This window comes from Marilutibacter spongiae (assembly GCF_014145325.1).
GTDB lineage: Bacteria > Pseudomonadota > Gammaproteobacteria > Xanthomonadales > Xanthomonadaceae > Marilutibacter > Marilutibacter spongiae.
This window is the reverse complement of the sequence record NZ_JACHTF010000023.1, coordinates 1-23958: the sequence shown is the minus strand read 5'-3', so window position 1 is coordinate 23958 and position 23958 is coordinate 1. Positions and strand designations below refer to the sequence as shown.

Here is a 23958-nt window from a genome sequence, read left to right as displayed (position 1 = left end):
TCCCCGTTAATGTCTACTCTTGGCCGGTACCGGACGCTGCGCATCAGCTGGTGACAGGTATTCACTTCAGAAGTCTGGCCGCAGGATTATCTTCCGCAGCTCCAGCCTGAAAGTACCCGATCACACTCGCTATCGATCGGTGCTCGGTCATCGCCATGACCGCTGGTAGCGGCACCCCCTGTTTTCCTGCCTCAGTTACGAACCCCGACCGCAGCCTGTGTGCCCTAAAGTCCCCCTCCAATCCCGCCAAGCGAGCCCGGCGCTTCACGATCGAAGCCACTGACCCGGGGAGGAGGGCAGGCCAACACGATCCTTCCAGATACGCCGAAAGATCGCCCCTTCTACGATTTGTGCTGCCTCTAACCACGCGGATGAGGCAGCAGCGCTGCGCCCCAGAATAGGTTTATCCGGCGTCGAATCCGCCTTGACCCCAGCCTGCTGGGTCTTCGAATACTCCAGTAGGTAGATGTAGCCGTCGTCACCGACCTTGCGTAGGTCCCGCATGTCGGCGGCAGCGATCTCGCTACGACGACGCCCACCGCTGGCAAACCCAAAGCAGAGCAGGGCGCGATCGCGCAGGCCCTCCAGGCTGTCATCGCAAGTCGCGAGCATGGCCTCGAGCTCAGGCCAGGTAATCGCGGTCTTCTTGGTCGGGCGCTCGCCGCGTTTGACCGCAGCACGTCGAGCGCGACTGAGCAGCGTTCTCACACTCGGCTACTCACAAGGGTTGGCCAGACGCTTGAGCTTATGTGCAGTGGACAGTACGGCCACGCGCTGCACCACGGTCGAAAGCTTGAGCGGCGCAACCCTGGCCTTGACGCCGGCGGCCACCAGCGCCTGATCCAACGCAGGCGGCAATTCGCTGACCAGACCAGTCTTGTTCTTGCGCTGGATGTGGTCGACCAGGAACTGGATCACCACAGCCTCGCTCGCCGGCAAGACCAGCTCAACACCATAGCGGGCCTAATGCCAACCGGCCCAGTAGCGAAGGGCAGTGGCGTAGCTGCGGGTGGTGTTGGCGGTGGCGGCCTCGGCGAGCAGTTCGCGCACCGCATCGGCGGCCTGCTGGGCTAGCTGCTCCGGCAGGACCAGATTTACGGCTGTAACAGGTGGCGGCTGCAAGCCACAAGGCGGAGCTGGCTACCACCCGGGCCGCGGACCTTCAGCGCTTGGTGGGCAGGCTGTCTGCCGCCAGCGCGATGCGGCCGTTGTCCAGGCCGCGGACGGGGCAAGCATCCGCGACGCTCTGGAGGTCAGGATCCGCTCGTTGCAGGATACCGGCCTAGCTGAGCGCGAGTCACTCGGCCAGCATGTCCGTGCCGTGGAGGATCGAGCCCTCCAAGAGATCGATCGAGCTCTTCAGGAGACAAAGGAACTGCAAGGGAGGCTGTCGGCCGCAGCACGCCAATCGGCTGCTGCCGAGAAGTCGCTACGTGAACTGATCGATCAGGCGAACATCAAGTCGCTGGAAGTTTCTCGCGAGGCCTCGGCGCAAAGGGCGCGCGCCGACGCGCGTGAGGGTCAGCTGTTGGCGCTGCGGGATCTGCCTGCGGAGTTCAGGGCGGCATTCCCCCAAAAATCGCGCAGTCGAGGCAAAGCTGCGCCCTAAAAGCAGGCCTCGGAGCACGACACTGTTAAGGGGATACGGCGCCCGGATCGTCCACGGCAGACGTTAAAGCATGGAGGCTACAAGTCATTGATCAATATGGGAATGGCCGTCGGACGATGACACGGTTTCGGGGCACGACAGGGTTAACAAGCTAGCGTCGGAGCCTTCTGCGGATCATATGACATAATATGCATTATGCGAAGTGCGAGGCGCTTGGCACGGAAGGTGCTCCACCACCTGTCCCGTCTCAAGGATCGAGCGTATGCACCCGCCCTGCTGGCGTCCCGGTAGTCCCTGTCCCAACGACTGCGCGGCCCAGTACCAACGACGAACCGTCTACAACGAAACGCCTCTCTATGGGGCATGGTCGGTGTTCATGGCAGAGATTTTCGCCTCTTCCAGGTAAATACTCTGCGTTTCCGGGCAGACAATTTTGTCCTCCGGTGAACCTAGGCAGACTTTATTGCCTTGAGGTTGGCGCATTGCAGAAACGTCTGCCGAATCGATGCACCGGGTTTGCGGTCTACGCGCTGTTGGACGGCCAACTTTCGCACTCCCAATGCTCAATTCACGCAGTTTGATGGGTTCACCGGTTTGGCAGTGCACTCCAAAGTATGCAGCTTTCCAATTAACGCACTCGAGTCTGCCTATTCGTCCCACCAACCTGAGTGCTGCCACCGACTCGCCGTCTGGTCAACTTGGTACTGGCTGGAACGATCCTGCATGAATTCCTCCCAGGCGACCGACCGCCCTGCAGCAAATGCAGTGTGTAGCCCTCACCATCGGTCGCTAGCCTCAAGAATGGCTTTCACCGGTCCAGAATAAGCTAGCCGTTCTGACCACCAGAAATGGATTGCAGATAGCGCATTGCCTTGTCGGAGTCGCCCTCAAGGATGGCCTCTTCCAGCGTGCGATTCCCAAGGACGCGGATCTTGGTGTCCTTCAGTTTGAGCGCTACATCGAGGTCATTTGGGCGTAATTCTCGTAGAGCGCCAAGTACGCTCCGGTACGCGTCAATTTCCGATTGTTCGCCCTGACGATCATTTGAGCCACCCAACTCGGATTCACCCTCGGCTCGAGACATGTGGCCTCCTGATGTGCCTAGGACTTGTCCATTGCCACTCTAGCGCGCTTCGCCGGCTTTCGGCTCGCCGTTTTTTCAGTCTTCTTGCGTGTGCCTGTTGGTGCACCCGTGCGGCGTAGGGCCGCTTCGATCGCAGCTGGAAAGTCCCTAAGCTTGGCCAACTGCTCCTCAAGCGCATCTGCGCGAGCACGTTGAATGTCCTTTTCACGAGTCGCGGTGGTTGCGTCATTCCTGATCGCTTCAACGACACGACGCTGGGATTCCTGGTCAGCCGCGCGTTCCTTCTTCATTGTCGAGAGGGTGGCTTGAAGCGCCTTAGCTTCCTGCCTTGCACGATCGATCTCCGTATTGGCGCGGTCTTCGGCGGTGCGACTGTACTGCAGAAACCCCTCTCGTTCAGCGGCTGCCGTTTCCTGCAGCGCTTGGTATCGTTGCTCGAGTGCCTGCCGGGAGGCCTCGATCTCAGACTCTCGCTTGCCGGCCGCGTCTCGCTGTCCTGTGAGTTCTTCGATCTGGGCCTCGAGCCGGGTAACGAGCCGACTTAGCTCCGTCGCTTGCGCCTCGGCTAGTCGCTTGGCCGCCAAGGCAGCTTCGTTATCAGAGCGAAGTATTGCTGCTTCGGCATCTAGCGCCTCGCGCTCTTGCAGCAGGGCATCCCGATCGCACCGCAGGGCCGCGCGCTCGGCTGAAACTTCCTCTTCAAGGCTCGCTTTGGCCGCCTCGAGCGCAAGAGCCCACCACTGCCCTGCCGCACGTGCGACTGCCTCGGGGGCGTCTGGCACAGCCAGTTGCGCTGCATGCCCGTCTAGGCGTCGGCCCATGCCCTGCCACCAGGTCTCCAGCCAGCGCGTCACCGTGTTCGGTGACCCGGTGCCGAGACGCACGCGGATCCGTTCGACTGTCGGTCGTTCGCCGGCTCGTACGATCTCGTCTGCGGCAGTGTGAACGTCGGTTTCTGTGATTCCTCGGGCCATGAATGTGTCTCCTACGCGAGCGCCCTACCCCGTTGATTCCGTACTGGTGATAAGAGATGATTATCGCTAGTAGACACCCAATTTCATAACTTACATTACATAGTATGAAACGAAATAGCACATCAATGACCACCCCCGCGACGGCGACCCACCTGGTGCTGCCCGAGCAGTTGGCACAGCAAGCCGCGGACGCCGTGCGCGAATTGCTCGCGGAAGCGGCCGCGGCCAACACCACGCGCAGCTACGCCACCGCCCTGCGCTACTGGGCCGGCTGGCATCAAGGCCGCTACGGCATCGATCTGAGCCTGCCGGTCAGTGAGGCCGTGGTGATCCAGTTCCTGGTTGACCACATCCAGCGCAAAGGCAAGACCGGGCTCGTTAGCGAATTGCCGCCAGCGCTGGACCAGGCTTTGGTGTCGGCTGGCCTCAAGGCCAAGGTCGGGCCGCTCAAGCTCTCGACCGTGGTCCAGCGGGTAGCCGTACTCTCGACCGCCCATAAGCTCAAGCGGCTGCCGAACCCCTGCGAACTGCCCACTGTCAGGACGCTTCTCAGCCGAGCTCGGCGTGCCTCGGTCAAACGCGGCGAGCGCCCCACCAAGAAGACAGCCATCACTCGGGCCGAGCTGGAAGCCATGCTGGCCACCTGTGATGACAGCCTGGAAGGCCTGCGTGACCGTGCCCTGCTCTGCTTTGGGTTCGCCAGCGGCGGACGACGGCGCAGCGAGATTGCAGCAGCCGACATGCGAGACCTGCGCAAGGTGGGCGACGACGGCTACATCTATCGTCTGGAGTACTCGAAGACTCAGCAGGCCGGGGTGAAGGCGGATTCGACACCGGACAAGCCGATCCTGGGGCGCAGTGCTGAGGCACTGGCCGCTTGGCTGGGCGCTGCGGGGATAGATGAGGGGGCGATCTTCCGACGTATCTGGAAGGGGCGGATCGGCCCTGCCCTCCTCCCGGGCTCGGTGGCCATGATCGTGAAGCGGCGCACTAAACTAGCGGGGTTGGAGGGGGATTTCGGGGCTCACAGTTTAAGATCGGGATTCGTTACCGAAGCTGGCAAGCAAGGGGTGCCGCTACCAGCGGTGATGGCAATGACCGAGCACCGCTCCGTGGCGAGCGTGATCGGGTACTTCCAGTCTGGGCAGGCCGAGGATAACCCAGCTGCACGGTTGCTCAGGTGAGCCCATTGGGGGGGAGCTATCAGAAGACTTAGCGGGCCGTTGAGCCGGGAGAGACATGTTTGAACCAGGGATTTGCCAGCGATGAAGGGATTCGTCGCAACGCCGGCCGACTGGGCGCCGCACAAGGGCCCGGTGCACTTCGCAACGCCTTGGCGAACCTACCCGTGCTCCACTGCGCTCCGCTCTACGATGCGGGCGACATCACCTGCGCGGATCAGGCATTGGAGCTGGCGCAGGCCCACTACTCGCATCGAGCGCAGCAACTGCTGGATCAGGGGCATTGGGTGATTGGTCTGGGCGGCGGTCACGAGATCGGGTATGCCAGCTACGCCGCACTGCGCGGACACCTGGGCGCATCCAAGGCTCGCATCGGTATCTTCAACTTCGACGCACACTTTGATCTGCGCGAGCAAGGCAGTGCAAGCTCGGGCACGCCCTTCCTGCAAGCACTGGAGCATGCCCGCAGCATTAGCACCCCGCTGCAGTATCACTGCATCGGTGTAAGTCGATCCAGCAACACGGCGCGTCTATTCGCCACGGCCAACCGCGAAGGCGCCCATTACCTCACCGATGACGTGCTGTGCACCTGGAATTGGCAGGCACAGGCTGAGGTTCTGCGTGCTTGGTGTGATGCGGTTGACGTTATCTACCTGACGCTGTGCCTGGACGTGCTGCCACAGGCGGTGGCCCCGGGCGTGAGTGCCCCCAACCCACGCGGGGTGAGTCTGGAGGTCCTGGAAGCCCTGCTGGATCTGGTCATGGCCTCGGGCAAGGTACGTGTGGTCGACGTGGCGGAACTGTGTCCGCCCCTGGATCCGGATCAGGCCACCGCACGTGTGGCTGCGCGCTTGATCCACCGCATGGTCAGCGCGCAGGCTCAGTGGGGTGATACCGGCTGGCAAAAGGCAATGAGCTAGCGGGAGCGCTCAGCCAGAAGTTGCTTCATCTGGGCGATCTCCTGCTTCTGCGAGGTGATGATCTCCTGGCAGAGCTTGACCAGCTCGGGATCCTTCAGGCGGTTTTCCTCGCACATCAGAATGGCGCCGGCATGATGGGGAATCATGGAACGGATGAACTGCCGATCTGTCACCGCGGCCTGCGTGCGAATTCCCCACCAGCAGAACAGCATGAACGCCACGGTCACGCCGGCCAGGATCAGATTACGCCGACGATCGGGGTACATGCTGGACATGAGCCAAAGCTCGATCAACAGCATCGGCGCGGCCATCAGGCCCGCCATGTAGAACTGGTTGACGTTGTGATAGACGTTGGCCCACTGATCGACCATGGCATACATCAGGGCGTACATGGCCAGGAACGACAAGGCCATCATCAGCAGCAAGCGACCGTAGTGGCCCTGATGCGTCTGACCGGAACTTCCGTGCGAGGCGTGTTGCTCTGAATGCTGCGTGTGCGTGCTTTCGTGCTTACCGTGCGAAGAAGACATGTCGATCTCCGTGGGAATGGCAGAACATCGCCGAATCCCGGGGGCCAAGGAACCAGCCCCCGGGGAGATAGCAGTTACATACCCTTGCCGGCAGCGAATTCCTGCGGGCTCAGCTTGCCGTCCTTGTTGCCATCAAGCATGCCGAAGTGCGGTGCGAGCTTGTGCTTGGCCAGTTCTTCCTTGGACAGCGCGCCATCCTTGTTGGTATCGAGCTTGGTGAAATCGGCATCGGCCGCGGCCGGCTTGTGCTGACCATGCTCCTGCTTCTTGTGGTCCATCGGCTTGTGCTGACCGTGGTCAGTGGTGGGCGTGGTGGTTTGGCCGCCGGCGAAAGCCGCGCCCGCCATCAGGAACAGGGCCATCATCGAGAGGGAGGCATAACGCTTCATTGCAGTACTCCTTGTGGGATATGAGCCATCAGTGACAGGAATGGCCGCGCGCAGGCTCATCGGCGCGGTCAGGGTGGGAGGTGGCAACAACGGTGGAGCCGGACAAACGCAAGGCATTGGTGACCACCGAAACCGAGCTCAGGCTCATGGCCAAGGCCGCCATCATCGGACTGAGCAAGATGCCGAAGCTGGGGTACAGCAGGCCGGCGGCGATAGGCACGCCGATGGCGTTGTAGACGAAGGCAAAGCCCAGGTTCTGCTTCATGTTGGCCACCGTCGAAGACGAGATGGCACGGGCTTGCACGATGCGCCTCAAATCACCCTTGACCAGGGTGAGCTGGGCGCTGGACATGGCCACATCCGTGCCCGTCCCCATCGCGATGCCCACATCGGCTGCCGCCAGGGCCGGCGCATCGTTGATGCCATCGCCGGCCATGGCCACACGACGCCCTTGGGCTTTGAGTTGCTGGACCAGTTCGGCCTTGTCCTGAGGTTTGACGCCGCCACGCACATCATCGATGCCCAGCGTGCGCCCCACGGCCTCGGCCGTCGCCTGTGCGTCACCGGAGGCCATCACCACGTGCAGGCCATCGGCACGTAGCAAGTTCAAGGCAGGCAAGGTTGTGGCTTTGATGGGATCAGCCACCGCAATGGCGCCGGCCAACCGGCCATTGATCGCCAGGAACATCACGCTGGCGCCTTCCTTACGAAGACGCTCGGCGCTGCTCTGCAAAGGTGCTACATCGGCGCCAACCGACGCCATCAGGCTCTGGTTGCCGAGCACAACATCCTGATCGGACACGCGCCCGCGAACGCCTTGGCCGGTGAGCGAATCGAAATCCTGGGCGGCCACCAGGTTCAAGCCACGTCGTTGGGCCTCAGCCACGATGGCCTCGGCCAAGGGGTGCTCACTGCCCTGCTCCAGGCTGCCAGCCAAGCTGAGGATCTGATCGGCATCGAAACCGGCGTAGGAGAGCGTGTCGCGAAAGGCTGGACGCCCCTCGGTCAAGGTGCCGGTCTTGTCCACAATCAACGTGTCGATCAAACGTAGCTGTTCGATCGCCTGAGCATCGCGGAACAGGACCCCAACCTGTGCAGCGCGGCCGGTGGCGACCATGATCGACATGGGGGTAGCCAACCCCAGGGCACACGGGCACGCAATGATCAGAACCGATACGGCATTGAGGACGGCAAAGGTCCAGGACGGTTCGGGTCCAAACAGGCCCCATCCGAAGAACGTGAGCACCGCCGTGACCAGCACGGCCAGAACGAACCAGTACGCCACCTTGTCTGCCATACGCTGCATCGGCGCGCGGGAGCGCTGGGCTTGGGCCACCAACTGCACAATCTGCGCCAGTACCGTCCCGGATCCGACTTTGTCCGCCCGGATGACCAGGGCGCCCGTCCCGTTGAGCGTGGCGCCTATGACGTGATCACCGACAGTCTTCTCCACCGGAATGGGTTCACCGGTCAGCATCGACTCATCGACACTGGTGCGACCTTCGATGACTTCCCCATCGACCGGCACCTTCTCGCCCGGTCGTACGCGAAGTAGATCGCCCACGTGCACGTGATCCAGCGCAACGTCCTCTTCGCCACCATCGGGTTTGACGCGGCGAGCCGTCTTGGGCGCCAACCCCAGCAGGGACTTGATGGCCGCCGAGGTTTTGGAACGCGCCCGCAGTTCCAGCAGTTGGCCGAGCAGCGTGAGCGAGACGATGACCGCTGCCGCCTCGAAGTAGACCCCTACCCGTCCATGCTCGCGGAAAGAGTCCGGAAACAGGCCCGGCGCCACGGTGGCCACCACGCTGTAGCCAAACGCAGCGGCCACGCCGATGCCGATCAGCGTCCACATGTTGGGGCTGCGATTGCCGATGGACTGTAGGCAGCGCTCAAAGAAAGGCCACCCCGCCCAGAGCACCACCGGGGCGGTCAGCACGAGCTCAATCCAGGTGCGCGCCTGCGTGGACAAGCCGGGCAGACGATGTCCCAGCATGGCCAGGACCAGGACGATCAACGTCAAAGGCAACGTCCACCAGAAGCGTCGGGTGAAATCGCGTAACTCCGGATTGTCGTCCTCCTCCAGCGAGGGCATCTCCGGCTCCAGCGCCATGCCGCAGATCGGACAGGTGCCGGGACCGGGCTGACGAATCTGCGGATGCATCGGGCAGGTATAGACCGTAGCGTGGGTATCGCTGGGTGGGGCCAGCGCTACTGGGGCGGTCACTTCGACTTGCTGGGGAGCATCGTCCGTATAGCGGACGGGACTGGTGATGAACCGCTCTCGGCATTTGGCTGAGCAGAAGTGATACTTCGTTCCGCCATGCAGGGCGTGGTACGGCGTTCTAGCCGCGGAGACCTGCATACCGCATACCGGATCACGCACCGAGTCTGGACCATCGCTGGCACCCTGCGGCATCGCCTTGCCGGCTTCATCGTGGGAATGAGGGGACATGGATCACTCTGGGCTGTGAAGAAGGGATCGCGAGAAAACTGTCAGCTGCGTTGACCGTGCAGGACGTAAGGCTGCGTGGTGCCATCGGGTAGTACAAATTCCACCGTGTAGGGTTGAACGCGTCCGTCGGGCATCTCCATGCCAGGAGAACCGGCGGGCATCCCCGGTAGCACTAATCCACGGCCTACCGGGCGCTCACGCAGCAGGCGCAGGATGTCCTGCACCGGCACATGACCTTCGACGATGTAGCCATCGATCTCGGCGGTATGGCACGAGCCGCGTCCGTAAGGAACGCCCAAGCGCGCCTTGATCGGGTTGAGGTCTTCGCTGTTGTGCACCTCAACCGTAAAACCTGCTTTCTCCAGATGCTCTACCCACAGTTGGCAGCAACCGCAGGTCGCACTCTTATGTACTTTGACCAACGGCAACGGACGCTGCGGTTGAGCGACCTGCTGCGCAGCCGCCGATGTCGGAGATTGGGCAGCCGATGCCGCCTCTGTACTGACAGCCGATTCGGGACGCGCGCATGCGGTCAGCGACAAGGCCGTGGTCAGCAGAAAGAGACAGCTGCGAGAAGTATTCATCATGCATCCTCAAGAGATGCCCGAGCGCCGAGGCGCTCGGGCGTGGAGCCGGGGCAGCTCCATGAAGGGATCAATGCTGGTGGTCGTGGCCGTCATCGGCCTTGGGAGCTGGCTCGGTTGATTTGGCTGGCATGGAGGAGTGCTGATCGTGCTCACTTTCGGGTTTTGCCTGCGCCGGTTGCATGGCTGGCTCGGCCCCATGCACGTGCGTCTTGCCGTCGGCATGCACGTGCGTGGTGCCTTCCTTAGCTTTGCTCATGTCCATGTCCATGCCACCGGCTTGATGATCCTGGCCATGGCCATCACCCATCTCTGCGCCATCACCGCTGCCATGGTGATCACCCGCTTCCTCGCCATGCGAGTGCCCGCCGGTCTCACCACCGCCGTGTGAATGACCATCACTGCTGGCCACCAACGCCTGGTAGCCGGCCTTGTCCAGGGTGGGCAGCTTCTGCAGGAAGGCCGACATGTTCCAGATGAACTCATCGTCCATGCTGCTGCCCCACGCGGGCATGCCGCTGGCCTTGATGCCGTGCTTGATCACCCAGAACGCCTCAGCTGGAGCGACCGGCTGTTTGCTTAGGTTCGGTGGCGTGGGGTACAGGCCCTTGCTCATCTCGGTGGCCGCCGCGTCTGGCGAAAGATGGCAGGTCACGCACATGGCGTTGTAGTTGCCCGCACCCTGGCGGATACGCTCAGGATCATCCAGGTTCGTGGGCACCTGAAGCTTGGCGGCGCGCACCTCAATGGAACGCTCACGTGCGGTTTCGAGTAGCGCATACACCGGACGACTATGCGGATCATCGGCGGCCACGTTGTACACGCCCAGAGAGACCGTGGCAGTTGCCGCGACCGCAACCAATCCCACGCCGGCACCGAGCCATACCCACATCTTCTTGTTGGATTTCATTGTCAGTTCCCCTTAGAACCAGGTACGAAGGCCGATGACCAAGCGCGTGTCTTCAAAGGACTCGCCATGCTCGCGTCGCATGTCTGCGGTATTGCCAAACGCGCGCTCGTACACCACGCCGATGTAGGGAGCGAACTTTCGGGTGAACTCATAACGAAGTCGCAGCCCCGCTTCAGCGGTACTCAGACCCGAACCTATCCCGCGCAATGGATCGTTCTTGCCATAGGCGGTGACCTCCACCAGCGGCTGCAGGATCAGCCGATTGGTTAGCAGCAGTTCGTACTCGGCCTCGACATTGGCGGCAGTCTGGCCCCCTTCTCCGAGATAGGCTGTGGCGGACACCTCGAACTTCATCGGCGCCAAGCCCTGTACGCCGATAGCGGCGAAGTTCTGCGAAGCCCCAGGCTTGAAGTCATGCCGCACACCGGCCACTACGTCCCACCACGTGGAAATGCTGCGGCCGTAAAGCACTTCCAGATCAGCCGACTCGGTCTGACCATCCGTGCGTTCGCCTTCACTGCGGAGCCAGATGCGATTGAGGTCCGTACCGATCCAGCCCTGACCCTCCCAGCCCAGCCCGGTGCCCGGATCGGCATCCCAGGTTTCCAGGCGATTGAGCAGCACGTAGCTCTTGATCGAGTTGTCATGCACCGGGTGCGCGTGTGCTGGCGCGATGGCCGCCTTGCGATCAGCCTCGGTCACCGCGGGAATTGGGGTGCGCGGCTGCGTTGGCGCTGCGGGCCCGTGTCCCATCTGACTGTGGTCCATGCCCTCCATTGATTGCATGCCCGCTTCAGGCGTCGCGGGCGCGGGCGAATCGTGGCCCATCTGCGAATGGTCCATCCCCTGCATCGCAGGCGTGGCCATACCAGAGGTGTCGGCTGCAGCGGGCTTTGCCATCTGACTGTGATCCATGCCCTGCATCGACTGTGTCTGCGCTTTGGGCGCTGCGGGTGCGCTCGCGGGCGAGCCGTGCCCCATCTGCGAGTGGTCCATGCCCTGCATGGCCGGCTCGGACACTTCAGCCGCCGGCGCGGCGTGGCCCATCGCCGCATGATCGATCGTCGCTTCGCTCTTCTTCGCCGGTGTTGCAGGCTTTTTGGCTGGCGCAGGTTTTGATGTGGGCGCCTGATGTGCAGAGTGATCCTGAGTCTGGGTCTGCGCGCCCTGCTCCATCGGCATGGAGCCGTGCTGCATGGATTGGGCGCTGGCCGCATTGGCCAGGGCCAGCGAGATAGCCAGCGTCAGCGCCGTCAGGGTGGTATCGCGTCTATTGATGTTCATTCGTCGACCCTCACCGTGCGCATCATTCCGGCTTCCATGTGATAAAGCAGGTGGCAATGGAACGCCCAACTGCCCAACGCATCGGCACGCACGCGATACGTACGTCGGCTACCTGGCGGCATGTCCACCGTGTGCTTGCGCACCATGAAGTTGCCGCTATCGTCTTCCACATCGCTCCACATGCCGTGCAAATGGATCGGATGGGTCATCATCGTGTCGTTGACCAATACGATGCGCATACGCTCGCCGTAGTTCAGCCGCAGCGGCTCGACATCGGAAAACTTCTGACCGTTGAAACCCCAGGAGAATTTCTCCATGTGTCCGGTCAGATGCAGCTCGATCTCACGACCGGGGTCGCGTCCGTCAGGGTCTTCAAAAGTGCTCTTGAGCATGGAATACGTCAGCACATGACGGCCGTTATCGCGCAGGCCATTGCCCGGATCATCCAAGCGCGAACTCACGCTCATGGCCTGGTTGTCCAACAGGGGATTGTTGGTCTCGCTGGCAGGGTGTGATTGCATGCCCCCGTGCTGCATACCTGCCATCGCACCATCGCCGGCGGCGGGCATCGCATGGCCTGCATGGGCCGAGGTCGCATTACCGCTGGCAGGTGGGGTCATGCCAGGCATGCCCATGGCCGCACCACAGCCGCCTTCCATGCCCTTACTGCCGCCAGACATATCCATCGATCCATGATCCATGCCCATGTCTGCCATCGTCAGCAGCGGCCGGGGATCCACAGACGGAACGGGCGCGCGTAAACCTTCGCGCACGGCGAGCGTGCCACTGACGTAGCCGGTGCGACCGGAGTCCTGGGCAAAGATGGTGAATGCGTCCTGCCCGGAGGGCTCCACGATCACATCGAAGGTTTCTGCTACTGCAATGCGGAACTCGTCGACGGAAACCGGATGGACGTACAAGCCATCTGCCGCCACCACGGTCATCTTCAGCCCCGGAATACGCACATCGAAGTACGTCATGGCAGAGCCATTGATGAAACGCAGACGCACCTTCTCGCCACTGCGGAACAGACCGGTCCAGTTGCCCAGAGAGGTCGTGCCGTTCATCAGGTAGGTGTAGGTGTTGGCATTGACGTCGGACAGATCCGTGGGCGTCATCCGCATCACGCCCCACATCTTGCGATCTTCCAACGTGGCCGACAGGCCGTTGCGTTTCACATCGCGTGCAAAATCGCCGACCGTGCGCTTGTAGTAGTTGTCATGGCCCGGCATCTTCTTCAAACGATCGAACAGGGCCGTCGGGTCCAGGTCTGTCCAATCGCTTAGCATCACGACGTAGTCGCGATCGAAGCTGAAAGGCTCTGGCTCCAGTGGATCGATCACGATCGGTCCATAAAGCCCAGCTTGTTCCTGGAACCCTGAGTGGCTGTGATACCAGTAGGTGCCGCCCTGATGCAGGGTGAACCGGTAGTGGTAGGTCTCACCACGTCCGATGCCGTCAAAGCTCAGGCCCGGCACGCCGTCCATATTGGCCGGCAGAATGATGCCGTGCCAATGGATGGAAGTGTCCGTGCCATGGAGGGAGTTGGCCGGCAATGCATTGGAGACACGCAGGTTGACCGTGGTGCCTTCCCGCCACCGCAGCAGCGGCGCCGGAACGGACCCGTTGACCGTGATCGCGGTGCGGGTCTTGCCGGTGAAGTTCATCGGCGTCTCGCCGATGGTCAGGTCAAACTCGGTGCCCGACAATACGTTGGCTTGTCCGGGGCCCTTGAGCGCCCAACTGGCTTTGGGCCAGAACCCCAATCCTGCGACTGCGCCTCCCAAGGCCAAGCCTTGGACAAATCGCCGCCGCGAAGGCAGCAGCGGTCCACCATGTGGACCACGAAAATCATCATGCGACATGTAAATGCTCCAAGCGTCGTGTTGCCACCGGCAGGCGGTGGTACAGAGCGGGTGGCTGGCCTATACAGGCATGCAAGCCACACCAACGGCGCCATTGCGGCGCCTAGGGACGCTTAGCCGATCGGTGGTCGGATCAGATGAGGCAAGGCAGGCGCCGGATGCCCCAAGGGCAGCGGCATGACATCCAAGCCCAAGGCCAGTTGTACCGAAACATGCAGGCGCGCAGGCAATGCGCTCGCGCACGCGTGCACGCAGGCGCACCGGCACGCAGACGACTTGCAACAGTCGGGGCCGGCATGATCGCCGTGCCCAGTGCCAGCCTTTTCAATCGATGTGGCATCGGGATGATGCTCAGCACTGTGATGGGCGACGCAGTCTTCGTCGACTTGCACCGCGGCAGCGACTTCGCTGGCCTGCTCTTCCATCACCGGATTCATACTGACCGACGCAAACGCCGACCACGCCCCGTTAAGCACGAGCATGGCGATCAGGATCAGTCGCAGTAGAAGTGAGGAGGCTGACACGGGTGACATGGTAAATCACTTTAGACAAGGCGCGCGTGTATCGGTCGTGAACAAAATCTCAGGCAGGCCTGAGATGCCGCGCCCCGTTAGTCGCGCTAGCCGCGCCCACTGGTGTTCCATCCGGGGGCGCTCCAAAGGGCCGGGTTGAAGCGAAGTGCTGCCCATAAAGCGAGCGACCGTACGGCCTACTTCTCGGATGTGCTCTCGATCAGCTTCACCAGCTCGCGCTTCTGCTGCTTGCTGAGCGAGCCCCAGCGTAGGAGCAACTTCGCCAGCAGATCATCATCGGTGTACAGCAACGCGGCGGGGATCCCCAACGCTTGAGCCAACCGCTCAGCGGTCTCCAGCTTCGGCTCGTGCTTGCCACGCTCGTACTGGTTGATTCGGGGGCTGGCCACGTGAGGATCCAGACCGGCCCGGATGCCCAACTCCTTCTGCGACAAGCCCGTGCGCAGGCGGGCTTGTTTGAGGCGTCGAGCGAAGGTCGGTGTTGAGTCGACTGACAAAGTCACGCGCGCACCCCATGGAGACCCCATAAGGATGGCGGATGTACCCTGCCTTGCATACTAAGATATTCTTAGCTTTGAGGCAACCGGCGACCCCGGTAGCGCTGCCATCGCCAGGAGCCACGCCGCTCCCTCACCCCCGGAACCCGCATGCCCGGAACCTCGTCAATGACGCCATCTGGGGTCGCCAGCATCGAGGCGTTGGGGCTTCGTGGCACCCTTTTCCTTGCCGCGCTGCTGGCCGCGCAGCTACGACGCATACCGGTGGCGCCCACACGCCGCTCCACCTTGCTGGTGCTGGACGCCTTGCGAGACTTGGCCCTGATCCAAGTTCCCTGGCCAGCGGATCGATGGCAGATCCGACCCGATGCCGAGGTCACGCCCATCGAAGATCTGCAATGGGCTTTCGCCTGGTCTACCCACGAGCGCAGGCACCTGCTCCCGGTGCTGGAAGACCAACTCGGTGATATGGCACACGATGTAGAACTGGCGGACGCAAAACTAGAGCTGTGGGATGAACTTGCACTCTGGGAGACCGAGCAGTTTCTAGAGCAGCAATTGCTCAAACATCACTTCGACCCAGGCTGGGCACGTGATGTGGGGTTCGTGTTTCAATCCGGACCGCGGGGTCTGCCGATCGCGCAGTGGCGCTATTGTTGCTGGGCGGCGGTACGCCAAGGCGCGTCGGTGGCAATGCGTCTTGGCGTGCACGACAGCGCCCATGTGCGCGAGGCCATCTTTCAAGAGGTCAAGAAGCGCTTGCGCTACCTGATGACCAGTTCGCCCCAGCAAGGCATGTTCAAGCCCTACCATCTGGCACCGGAGTCCTCAGTAGCCAAGCTGTTCGTAGACTGGGTCGTACCTATGGAATGGGCGTACTGGACTGGGGAGCGCTATCCCGGCCGCTAGCAGGCAAACGAGTAGCCTCGTTAGTCCGCTCCCCCACCCTGCGTACTGCTGCGCCGGGTTCTCTTCACCGTATTTTGTGCCGGCGTCAGTTGATTCAGCAGGGGCTCCAGCGCTTCAAGACGCGCGTTGGCACGCAACGCATCGGCTTCAGCGCTCTGGCGGCGCTCACGCTCCTGCGCAAGGGTGTCTTGGACTTGAGCTAGCTCGCTGCGCAGGGCATCCAAGGCCTTGACGTCAGTCTTCCAGCGCTCCTGCAGTGCCATGTGGTCCGTTGCGGTCTGGCGCAACGCCACGATCTCGCTGTGTTGGCCTTCGTGGACCTGCCTCAACTGGACAAGCTCACGCTCAATCCGCCCATGGCGCTCCAGCCATTGGCCATTGTCGCGGTTAAGCACCAACAGCTCCTGATTCTTCGCGCCCAAGGCTTCATTGGCCTGACGTAAGGCTACTTGCAGCTCTTGGATCTGATGCTCGTGACGGCGAAGCTCTTGCTCGCGCTGCTCTTTGGTTGAAGCGCGGTAGTGCTCGAGCGCTTCCCGGGCGTGGGCATGCTTGTCCTCCAGAGAACGCGTATGCGCCTCGTAATCAGCCAGCCGCACCGTCATGCCGGCGATGCGCTCATTCAACTGGGCGATTTCCGCGACCTTGTCGCGCAGATTCTGCTGAAGTAGGGCGTGAGCGGCTTGCTCTTGCGTCAAGCTGGTCTCAGTGCGCTGCAGCTGACTGCCCAGGGCAGCGGCTTCCTGTTGGGCGGTGGAAAGCGCTTGTTGCTGACGCTGGAGTTCGGCCCCATGGCGTTCTCGCTCCCTGGTGAGGATCGCTTCTGCCTCCTCTTGAAGTCGCGCAGCCAGGCGCGCGACCAAGTCTTGCAAGGCCTCACTCACGGCCACCGCACGTGACGGACCGCCGCCCTCCTCCTCTTCCAGTTCACGCAAGTAGCGATGGATCGTGGTCTTGGAGCCCGTGTTGCCCAAGGCCACTCGCACCGCGTCGACTGACGGCTTCTTGCCTTGGGCCAGCAGCGCGTCGCGCGCCTTCTGGACGTCACTCTTATAGAGTCCTGCGCGCGCCATCGTGCCACCCCGCTTTTTTTTCGTAACGTATTACATACCATGTAATTACATACGTTTAAAGTAGGTAGGCCGCCGTTCGTCGGTGCAAATAGTCATACGGGATAATGTTGAATTATCCCGCCTTAAGCGTCGCCGTGGCCGCCAATAGGGGTCGAACAGTACGAAACTAGCCTGCATTGGGAACTTTCGGAATTCGCCGTGCTTCCAAGCTGCAGTCCGCAGTACACTCCTTGACGATGCCCCTGTCCTCGCTCCCGCTCATGCGTAACCTGTTCGTGGCGCCCGCTCGCCACGACGTCGCGTTGCCTTGCGGAGGACACCAATGAAACTGCGCGCATTCCGGACTCATTCGCTCCGTCTGCGCTTTGCTTGGCTTGCGTTGTTGGCGCTGCTATTCCAGCAGGCCGCGCTCGCCGCCTATGCGTGCCCGATCAACGAGGCGCCGCCGGAGCCGCGGATGGTGATGGCTGGCTGCGAGGGCATGGAAATGCCCGATCCGGCCGCGCCGGTGCTGTGCGACCAGCATTGCCTGCGAGACCATGTCACTAGCCAGGATCTCAAAGCGCCACAGGTACCAGCGCTGGCCTTGCCGCCGCTGCACTTTGCCCTGACCGCGGCCCTGTTGCCGCCGGTACAGGCCCAGCACTACGAAGACGTGCCCACCTGCCGGTCCGATCCGCCGCCGGCGCAGCGCTTCTGTAGCCTGCAGATCTAGACCCCGACCGCGACCCATTCCCGCGCTGCCGATCCCGGCGGCGCGTTCGTCGTTGCGTGTTCGGAGGTCTCATGTCCTTTTCTTTCTCGCTGCACCGCTGGTGCGGCACTCGTCGCTGGCCCGTGTGGGCGCTCGCCATCGGTTTCGTTGTCACGCCCGCCTGGTCCATCGCGGCTGGTATCTCTTTCAATGACGCGCAGCGCCTGGCGACCGAACGTGCTCCTTTGCTCAGGGCCCGCCAAGCGCAAATCGCGGCCACGCAGGAAGAAGCCGCCCGCGCCGCCGCCTTGCCCGATCCCAAACTGACGCTGGGTCTGACCAGCTGGCCGGTCACCGGTCCCGACGCGTTCGAATTCCACGCCGACGACATGACCATGAAACAGATCGGCGTGATGCAGGAATTCCCGGCTCGCGCCAAACGCCAAGCGCGTCAGGCCGTCGCCGATCGCGGGATCGAGCAAGCGGAAGCGCTGTCAGTGGCCGAACAGTTGGCGGTTCGGCGCGGCACCGCCGAGGCCTGGATTGCCCTGTGGGCCGCCCAGCGCGAAGTAGTCGCGCTGCAGACCCTGCGGGAACCGGCTTCCATCGCCGTGCGCACAGCCAAGGCACGTTTGACAGGTGGCACTGGCACGGTAACTGACACTCTGGCCACACAAGCTGCGGCGCTGGAACTGGAAAATCGGGTTGATGCCGCGCTAGCCGCGCTGGAAGCCGCTCGCGCTAGCTTGGCGCGGTGGCTCGGTGTGGATCCGGCGGATATAGAAGCCGAGGACGCACCACCCGAGTTGACGGAACTTCCCGTGGCTCCGGCCATGCTGCTGGCCTCGATCGACAGCCAAGGACCGCTGCTGCCGTGGCGCTCGCGCGAAGCCCTGGCTGAAGCTGAAGTCGACGCCGCTATCGCCGAGAAGCGGCCGGACTGGAGCCTCGGCGTGACCTACGGGCAACGTGACCGGATGCCGAACGGTGTCTCTCGTAGCGACATGCTGATGGTCGAGTTCGCCATTGACCTGCCGCTGTTCCCCCGCAATCGGCAGGACCGGGGCGTGGCAGCACGGCGAGCCGAGTTGGATGCGGTGACCGCTGAGCGCGAGGATGCCCGTCGCGTCCAGACCGAAGCCGTCCGCCGCGCTCTGGCCGACTGGCAGGGCCTGCAGCGCCAGGTCACTCGCAAGGAAACCGAGTCGCTCCCGTTGGCCCGCGACCGCGCGAAGATCGCGTTGGCTGCCTACGCCGGCGGTGGTGACCTGCAGCCGTGGCTGGAAGCGCGCCGCGACGAAATCGAACTGCACATCGAACACGCCCGCCACTTGGGCGAACTCGGCCGCGCCTGGGCGGCGTTGGCCTATCTACTGCCCGCGGAGACCACACCATGACATCCACGACGAACCGTTTGATGTTGGCAACCGCCGCTGCTGGGCTGCTGACCGTGGGACTCGGTGCCGGCTACTGGTGGGCGCAGCGCCATGCCGGCCACGACCTGAAGCAAACAGCCATGCCAATGGCGAGCCAGACCGAGCGCAAGGTCCTGTACTGGTACGACCCGATGGTGCCGGACCAGCACTTCGACAAGCCAGGTAAGTCGCCGTTCATGGACATGCAGTTGATGCCCAAGTACGCCGACGAAGTCGCCGGCGACGGCGTGCGCATCGATGCCGGTCTGCAGCAGAACGTCGGCATTCGCACTGCGCCCGTCGAATTCGGTCGCTTGACGTCCACGGTGCGCGTGCCGGGCACGCTGACCTGGGACTTGCGTCAGGAATCGGTGGTCAGCGCCCGCGTCGAGGGGATCGTGAGCCGGGTGCAGGTGAAAGCTCCGTACACGAAGGTAACGCGCGGCCAGCCGCTGGCCTCGCTTCTAGCGCCGAGCTGGAGCAGTGCGCTGGCTGAAGCCCAGGCGCTGCGGCAGGCGCAGTCGACTTCGGCGCGGGAGCTGCAGTTGGCTGCCCAACAACGCCTGCGCGTGTTGGGCGTGCCAGGCGGCATGGCTCGCGACGGCAGCGTGACGCTAAGCGCCCCCCGTCATGGTGTCGTCACCGAAGTGCTCGCTCGCGAAGGCCAGACAGTGATGCCGGGCACGCCACTGTTCCGCATCAACGGCACCGACACGCTGTGGCTGGAAGCGGCGATCCCGCAGGCCAATGCGATGGCGTTGCGTCCTGGTACGCCGGTGGAAGCCGTCGTCAGCGCAGCGCCCGGTCAGACGTTCGTCGGTGAGGTCGAAGCGCTGTTGCCGCTGGTCGATACCACCAGCCGTACGCAGCGGGCACGCATCGTGCTGCGCAATCCCGGCAATGTGCTCGCCCCGGGGATGTTCGCCGAGGTGACGCTGCAACCACAGGATGGCGTCGCAGTGCCGCTGGTACCGACCGAGGCACTGATCGCTACTGGTGCCGATAGCCGCGTGATCGTGCAAGACGCCGACGGCGGCTTCCGTCCCGTCCGGGTGCGCGCCGGACGCAGCAGTGGTGGGCGCACGGAGATCCTCGCCGGGCTTACTGGCCGCGAGAAGATCGTGGTCTCAGGCCAGTTCCTGATCGATTCGGAGGCAAGTCTGTCTGGCGCGCTGGAGCGTCTGAATAGCACCTCCACCCAACCGGCGCCAACCACGAGCGCGCCCATGCCGAGCATGCCGATGGGAGATCGGCAATGATCGCCGCCCTGATTCGCGCCGCGATTGCGCATCGCGTGTTCGTGCTGTTGGCCGCACTGGCCCTGGCCATGATCGGCACGTATTCGGTGACACGCACGCCCGTCGATGCATTGCCGGACCTGTCCGACACCCAGGTGATCATCCGCACCAGCTACCCGGGCCAATCACCGCAGGTGGTCGAGGATCAGGTCACTTATCCGCTGGCCACCACCATGCTCTCGGTGCCCGGCGCGACGACGGTGCGCGCCTTCTCGTTCTTCGGCGACTCCTACGTCGACGTGCTGTTCGATGACAACACCGACCTGTACTGGGCTCGCTCGCGGGTGCTGGAATACCTGAGCCAGGCGCGGGACCGCCTGCCGGCCGGTGTCACGCCCGCGCTCGGCCCCGATGCGACGGGACTGGGCTGGATCTACGAATACGCGCTGATCGATCGCACCGGCCAGCACGACCTCGGCCAGTTGCGTGCGCTGCAGGACTGGTTCCTGCGCTACCAGCTCAAGACCGTGCCGAATGTCGCCGAAGTGGCGACTTTGGGCGGCATGGAACGGGCGTGGCAAATCGTACCCGATCCGCAGGCGCTGGCCGCCCGCAGCATCACGGTAGCGCAATTGGTGGACGCCGTTCGAGCTGCCAATGGTGCCAACGGTGGCTCGGTGATCGAACAGGGCGAAGCAGAACTGATGGTGCGCAGCGAAGGCTACCTGAAGAGCCGCGTGGACTTCGAGAACGTGCCGGTCACCACCGACGCCAGCGGCGTGCCGGTGCTGCTGCGTGACGTGGCCGTTGTGCGACGAGGCCCGACGTTCCGCCGCGGTCTCGCCGAGTTGGACGGGCAAGGCGAAGTGGTCGGCGGCATCATCGTGATGCGCACTGGCAAGAACGCGAAGACCACCATTGCCGCCGTGAAAGCGCGGCTGGCGGAACTGCAGCGTAGCCTGCCGGTTGGCGTCGAGATCGTGCCCACCTATGACCGCTCGCAACTGATCGATGCCGCAGTGCGCAATCTGTGGAGCAAGTTGTTCGAAGAATTCCTGGTAGTGACGCTGGTCTGCGTGTTGTTTCTCGTGCACTTGCGCTCGGCGCTGGTGGCCGTGATCACGCTGCCGCTGGGCGTACTGGTCGCCTTCATTGCACTGCATCTGCAAGGTGTCACGGCGAACCTGATGTCGCTCGGTGGTATCGCCATCGCGATCGGTGCGATGGTGGATGCGGCGATCGTGATGATCGAGAACACCCACAAGCATCTGGAACATTGGCGTAACGCGAACGAAGGACGTGAACCACAAGGTGCAGAACGATGGTCGCTAATCGCCGACGCTGCCACCGAGGTGGGGCCTGCGTTGTTTGTCAGCTTGTTGATCATCGCGCTGTCGTTCGTGCCGGTCTTTGCGCTGCAGGGGCAGGAAGGCAAGCTGTTCACGCCGCTGGCCTTCACCAAGACCTACGCGATGGCTGCAGCGGCTGGGCTCGCGGTGACGCTGGTGCCGGTGCTGATGGGTTACCTGATCCGCGGGCGCATCCGGCCGGAACACGCCAACCCGCTCAACCGCGGCCTGATCGCGCTGTACCGGCCGATCCTGGAAGCGGTGCTGCGCCATCCGAAGGTGACCATGGCGCTGGCCGGATTGCTGCTGCTCACCGCGCTGCTGCCTCTCAGCCGGCTTGGCAGCGAGTTCATGCCCGCCATGGATGAAGGTACGTTGTTGTACATGCCCACGGCATTGCCGGGGCTATCCGCCGGAAAGGCCTCGCAATTGGTGCAGTTGACCGACCGCATGATCAAGACCGTGCCGGAGGTCGATCATGTGTTTGGCAAGGCGGGGCGCGCCGACACGGCCACCGACCCGGCACCGCTGGAAATGTTCGAGACCACGATCACCTTCAAGCCGAAGGACCAGTGGCGGCCCGGCATGACGATGGACAAGATCAAGGCGGAACTGGACAAGGCGGTACGCGTGCCGGGGCTGACGAACCTGTTCGTGCCGCCGATCCGCAATCGCATCGACATGCTCTCCACCGGCATCAAGAGCCCGATCGGCATCAAGGTGCTGGGCACCGATCTGGCCACGCTGCAGACCGTGGCCGACCAGATCGAAACGGTGGCGAAGACCGTGCCCGGCGTCAGCTCGGCAATTGCTGAACGCCCGACCAGTGGCCGCTACGTCGATGTGCACATCCGTCGTGATGCCGCGGCGCGCTACGGATTGACCCAGGAGCGCGTGCAGCAGTTGATCGCGACGGTGGTGGGCGGCGATCCGATCGGCCAGACCGTTGAAGGGCGCGAGCGTTATCCCATCGTGGTGCGCTACCCGCGTGCCGAGCGCGACTCGGTCGAGGCTTTGCGACAACTGCCGATCGTCGCCGCAAACGGCGCCCAACTCACGCTGAGTCAGGTGGCCGACATCGCGGTGGTTGCAGGACCTTCCATGTTGAAAAGCGAGGGTGGCCAACTGGCCACTTATGTCTACGTCGATACGGCCGGCAGCGATCTGGGCACGGTGGTGGCCAATCTGCAACATGCGGTGGCGCGGCAAGTCAAATTGCCGCCGGGTACGACCGTGGCCTGGTCCGGTCAGTTCGAATATCTGGCCAGTGCCACGGAAAGGCTCAAGGTGGTGGTGCCGATTGCGCTGGTGATCATTTTTCTATTGATCTATGCCGTTTTCAGACGCGTGAGCGAAGCTGCGCTGATCATGGCCAGCGTGCCTTTGGCACTGGTCGGTGGCCTATGGCTGATCTGGTTGCTTGGTCATGCGGTGTCGGTGGCCACGATCATCGGCTTCATCGCGCTGGCGGGCGTCGCAGCCGAGTTTGGGGTGGTGATGCTGTTGTATCTGCACCATGCCTGGGAGCACCAACTTGCGCTCGATCCCCACGCAGACCAGGAAGCGCTGGATGCAGCAATCCGCGAAGGTGCCGTGCAGCGCGTGCGCCCGAAGGCGATGACCGTCGCGGTCATTCTCGCCGGTCTGTTTCCGATCCTGCTCGGTCACGGTGCCGGCTCGGAAGTGATGCAGCGCATAGCCGCCCCGATGATCGGCGGCATGGTCACTGCGCCACTGTTGTCCATGCTCGTGATTCCGGCCGCATACCGGTTGCTGCACGGCCGCGCCTTGACTCGCCGCCGTTCGTCCACCCCGTCATCCCATGTCATCACAGGAGAACACCAATGAAGATCCCCGCCTATCTCATCACCACTTTGCTTCTGGCAGGCTGCTCGCAGGCCCCTGACAACACCGAAGCGGTGCAGGCCGCGCCCACAGAGCAGATGCCGATGTCCGAAGCCGAGCAAGCGAAAACACCGGCCGAAGCGTCCGCTGCCGTGACGGCGTCGGCAACAGGCACCGTGCAAGCAGTCGATGCCGCAGCCAGCAAGATCACCATCGCGCACGGCCCGGTAGAGGTGCTGCAATGGCCGGCGATGACGATGGCCTTCAAAGCCACACCCGAGCAGATCGCCTCAGTGCGGGCCGGTCAGAAAGTGCAGTTTGAGTTCACTGCCGAAGGCATGAACGCCACGATTATCCGGGTCCAGTCCATCCAATAATTGATCCAAGCCTTGATGAAGCGCGGCGCCACCGCGTCCGATAGTCAGCTTGTGATCGAAGTTAGGGTGTTGGAGAGTCGCATATCACCTGAATTAAGCCGAGCCGCGAAGCGGCTTCGGCTTGAATGATGAAATGGACGCCTCCCGCGTCGCCACACGGCTTCGATGAGCCAGACCGATACTGGATCGGGACACGGGAGCACGAGAGGAGTCCACGCCATGCATGCTACGACCGTCGCCATC

The 23958-nt window shown here is 62.9% G+C and carries 21 protein-coding genes and 1 pseudogene; 9 read left to right on the top strand and 13 right to left on the bottom strand.

Features of this window, described 5'->3' with window-relative positions:
* Nucleotides 1-61 precede the first annotated feature (61 nt).
* Nucleotides 62-1092, bottom strand: a pseudogene (locus tag H4F98_RS15980) (site-specific integrase).
* Nucleotides 1093-1267: 175 nt separating this feature from the next.
* Between H4F98_RS15980 and H4F98_RS15975 the strand changes: the two are divergent.
* Nucleotides 1268-1609: a hypothetical protein gene (locus H4F98_RS15975; protein WP_182688826.1), complete on the top strand. Its 342-nt coding sequence runs from the start codon at nucleotides 1268-1270 to the stop codon at nucleotides 1607-1609.
* Between the two features lie 826 nt (nucleotides 1610-2435).
* Here the strand turns inward: H4F98_RS15975 and H4F98_RS15970 are convergent.
* Nucleotides 2436-2693 (bottom strand): hypothetical protein, encoded by a 258-nt coding sequence (locus tag H4F98_RS15970; RefSeq protein ID WP_182688825.1) that lies wholly within the window; start codon nucleotides 2691-2693, stop codon nucleotides 2436-2438.
* Between the two features lie 17 nt (nucleotides 2694-2710).
* Nucleotides 2711-3667: a DNA-binding protein gene (locus H4F98_RS15965; protein WP_182688824.1), complete on the bottom strand. Its 957-nt coding sequence runs from the start codon at nucleotides 3665-3667 to the stop codon at nucleotides 2711-2713.
* 104 nt (nucleotides 3668-3771) lie between these two features.
* On the opposite strand from H4F98_RS15965, the gene H4F98_RS15960 reads away from it, so the two are divergent.
* Both H4F98_RS15960 and hutG read left to right on the top strand, forming a co-directional pair.
* Nucleotides 3772-4851: a site-specific integrase gene (locus H4F98_RS15960; RefSeq protein ID WP_425487614.1), complete on the top strand. Its 1080-nt coding sequence runs from the start codon at nucleotides 3772-3774 to the stop codon at nucleotides 4849-4851.
* Nucleotides 4852-4910: 59 nt separating this feature from the next.
* Nucleotides 4911-5768, top strand: coding sequence for a formimidoylglutamase (gene hutG / locus H4F98_RS15955; protein WP_182688822.1), 858 nt, complete (start codon nucleotides 4911-4913; stop codon nucleotides 5766-5768).
* Here the strand turns inward: hutG and H4F98_RS15950 are convergent.
* From H4F98_RS15950 to H4F98_RS15910, 9 genes are all read right to left on the bottom strand, one after another.
* Nucleotides 5765-6298 (bottom strand): DUF305 domain-containing protein, encoded by a 534-nt coding sequence (locus H4F98_RS15950; RefSeq protein WP_102254393.1) that lies wholly within the window; start codon nucleotides 6296-6298, stop codon nucleotides 5765-5767. The genes hutG and H4F98_RS15950 overlap by 4 nt on opposite strands.
* 74 nt (nucleotides 6299-6372) lie before the next feature.
* Nucleotides 6373-6687: a hypothetical protein gene (locus tag H4F98_RS15945; RefSeq protein WP_049395166.1), complete on the bottom strand. Its 315-nt coding sequence runs from the start codon at nucleotides 6685-6687 to the stop codon at nucleotides 6373-6375.
* 28 nt (nucleotides 6688-6715) lie between these two features.
* Nucleotides 6716-9142, bottom strand: coding sequence for a heavy metal translocating P-type ATPase (locus H4F98_RS15940; protein WP_425487613.1), 2427 nt, complete (start codon nucleotides 9140-9142; stop codon nucleotides 6716-6718).
* A 41-nt stretch (nucleotides 9143-9183) separates the two neighbouring features.
* Nucleotides 9184-9726: a DUF411 domain-containing protein gene (locus tag H4F98_RS15935; protein ID WP_182688821.1), complete on the bottom strand. Its 543-nt coding sequence runs from the start codon at nucleotides 9724-9726 to the stop codon at nucleotides 9184-9186.
* Nucleotides 9727-9796: 70 nt separating this feature from the next.
* Nucleotides 9797-10636, bottom strand: a complete 840-nt coding sequence (locus tag H4F98_RS16885; protein ID WP_246373316.1) for a c-type cytochrome — start codon at nucleotides 10634-10636, stop codon at nucleotides 9797-9799.
* A gap of 12 nt (nucleotides 10637-10648) precedes the next feature.
* Nucleotides 10649-11920 (bottom strand): copper resistance protein B, encoded by a 1272-nt coding sequence (locus H4F98_RS15925; protein WP_182688820.1) that lies wholly within the window; start codon nucleotides 11918-11920, stop codon nucleotides 10649-10651.
* Nucleotides 11917-13785, bottom strand: a complete 1869-nt coding sequence (locus tag H4F98_RS15920) for a copper resistance system multicopper oxidase (protein ID WP_182688819.1) — start codon at nucleotides 13783-13785, stop codon at nucleotides 11917-11919. The genes H4F98_RS15925 and H4F98_RS15920 overlap by 4 nt, the downstream gene beginning before the upstream one ends.
* Nucleotides 13786-13898: 113 nt before the next feature.
* The gene (gene copL / locus H4F98_RS15915) at nucleotides 13899-14318 is read right to left on the bottom strand and encodes a transcriptional regulator CopL (RefSeq protein ID WP_046934798.1); all 420 of its coding nucleotides are present in this window, start codon (nucleotides 14316-14318) and stop codon (nucleotides 13899-13901) included.
* Between the two features lie 176 nt (nucleotides 14319-14494).
* The gene (locus H4F98_RS15910) at nucleotides 14495-14845 is read right to left on the bottom strand and encodes a helix-turn-helix domain-containing protein (RefSeq protein WP_182688818.1); all 351 of its coding nucleotides are present in this window, start codon (nucleotides 14843-14845) and stop codon (nucleotides 14495-14497) included.
* A gap of 120 nt (nucleotides 14846-14965) precedes the next feature.
* Between H4F98_RS15910 and H4F98_RS15905 the strand changes: the two genes are divergently transcribed.
* The gene (locus tag H4F98_RS15905) at nucleotides 14966-15724 is read left to right on the top strand and encodes a hypothetical protein (protein ID WP_228903388.1); all 759 of its coding nucleotides are present in this window, start codon (nucleotides 14966-14968) and stop codon (nucleotides 15722-15724) included.
* Between the two features lie 20 nt (nucleotides 15725-15744).
* On the opposite strand, the gene H4F98_RS15900 is transcribed toward H4F98_RS15905, so the two are convergent.
* The gene (locus H4F98_RS15900) at nucleotides 15745-16797 is read right to left on the bottom strand and encodes a DNA-binding protein (RefSeq protein WP_182688817.1); all 1053 of its coding nucleotides are present in this window, start codon (nucleotides 16795-16797) and stop codon (nucleotides 15745-15747) included.
* Between the two features lie 322 nt (nucleotides 16798-17119).
* Between H4F98_RS15900 and H4F98_RS15895 the strand changes: the two genes are divergently transcribed.
* The 5 genes from H4F98_RS15895 to H4F98_RS15875 all read left to right on the top strand — a co-directional run bounded on the left by H4F98_RS15895 (nucleotide 17120) and on the right by H4F98_RS15875 (nucleotide 23715).
* Complete coding sequence (locus H4F98_RS15895; protein ID WP_182688816.1) at nucleotides 17120-17512, top strand: hypothetical protein; 393 nt, start codon at nucleotides 17120-17122, stop codon at nucleotides 17510-17512.
* 71 nt (nucleotides 17513-17583) lie between these two features.
* Nucleotides 17584-18888, top strand: a complete 1305-nt coding sequence (locus tag H4F98_RS15890) for a TolC family protein (protein ID WP_182688815.1) — start codon at nucleotides 17584-17586, stop codon at nucleotides 18886-18888.
* Nucleotides 18885-20165, top strand: a complete 1281-nt coding sequence (locus tag H4F98_RS15885; protein ID WP_343064782.1) for an efflux RND transporter periplasmic adaptor subunit — start codon at nucleotides 18885-18887, stop codon at nucleotides 20163-20165. Before H4F98_RS15890 ends, H4F98_RS15885 begins: the two co-directional genes overlap by 4 nt.
* Entirely contained in the window at nucleotides 20162-23341 is a 3180-nt protein-coding gene (locus tag H4F98_RS15880; RefSeq protein WP_182688814.1) for an efflux RND transporter permease subunit, read from the top strand. Before H4F98_RS15885 ends, H4F98_RS15880 begins: the two co-directional genes overlap by 4 nt.
* A complete protein-coding gene (locus H4F98_RS15875; protein WP_246373314.1) occupies nucleotides 23338-23715 on the top strand; it encodes a copper-binding protein in 378 nt (125 codons plus the stop codon). Before H4F98_RS15880 ends, H4F98_RS15875 begins: the two co-directional genes overlap by 4 nt.
* Nucleotides 23716-23958 lie beyond the last annotated feature (243 nt).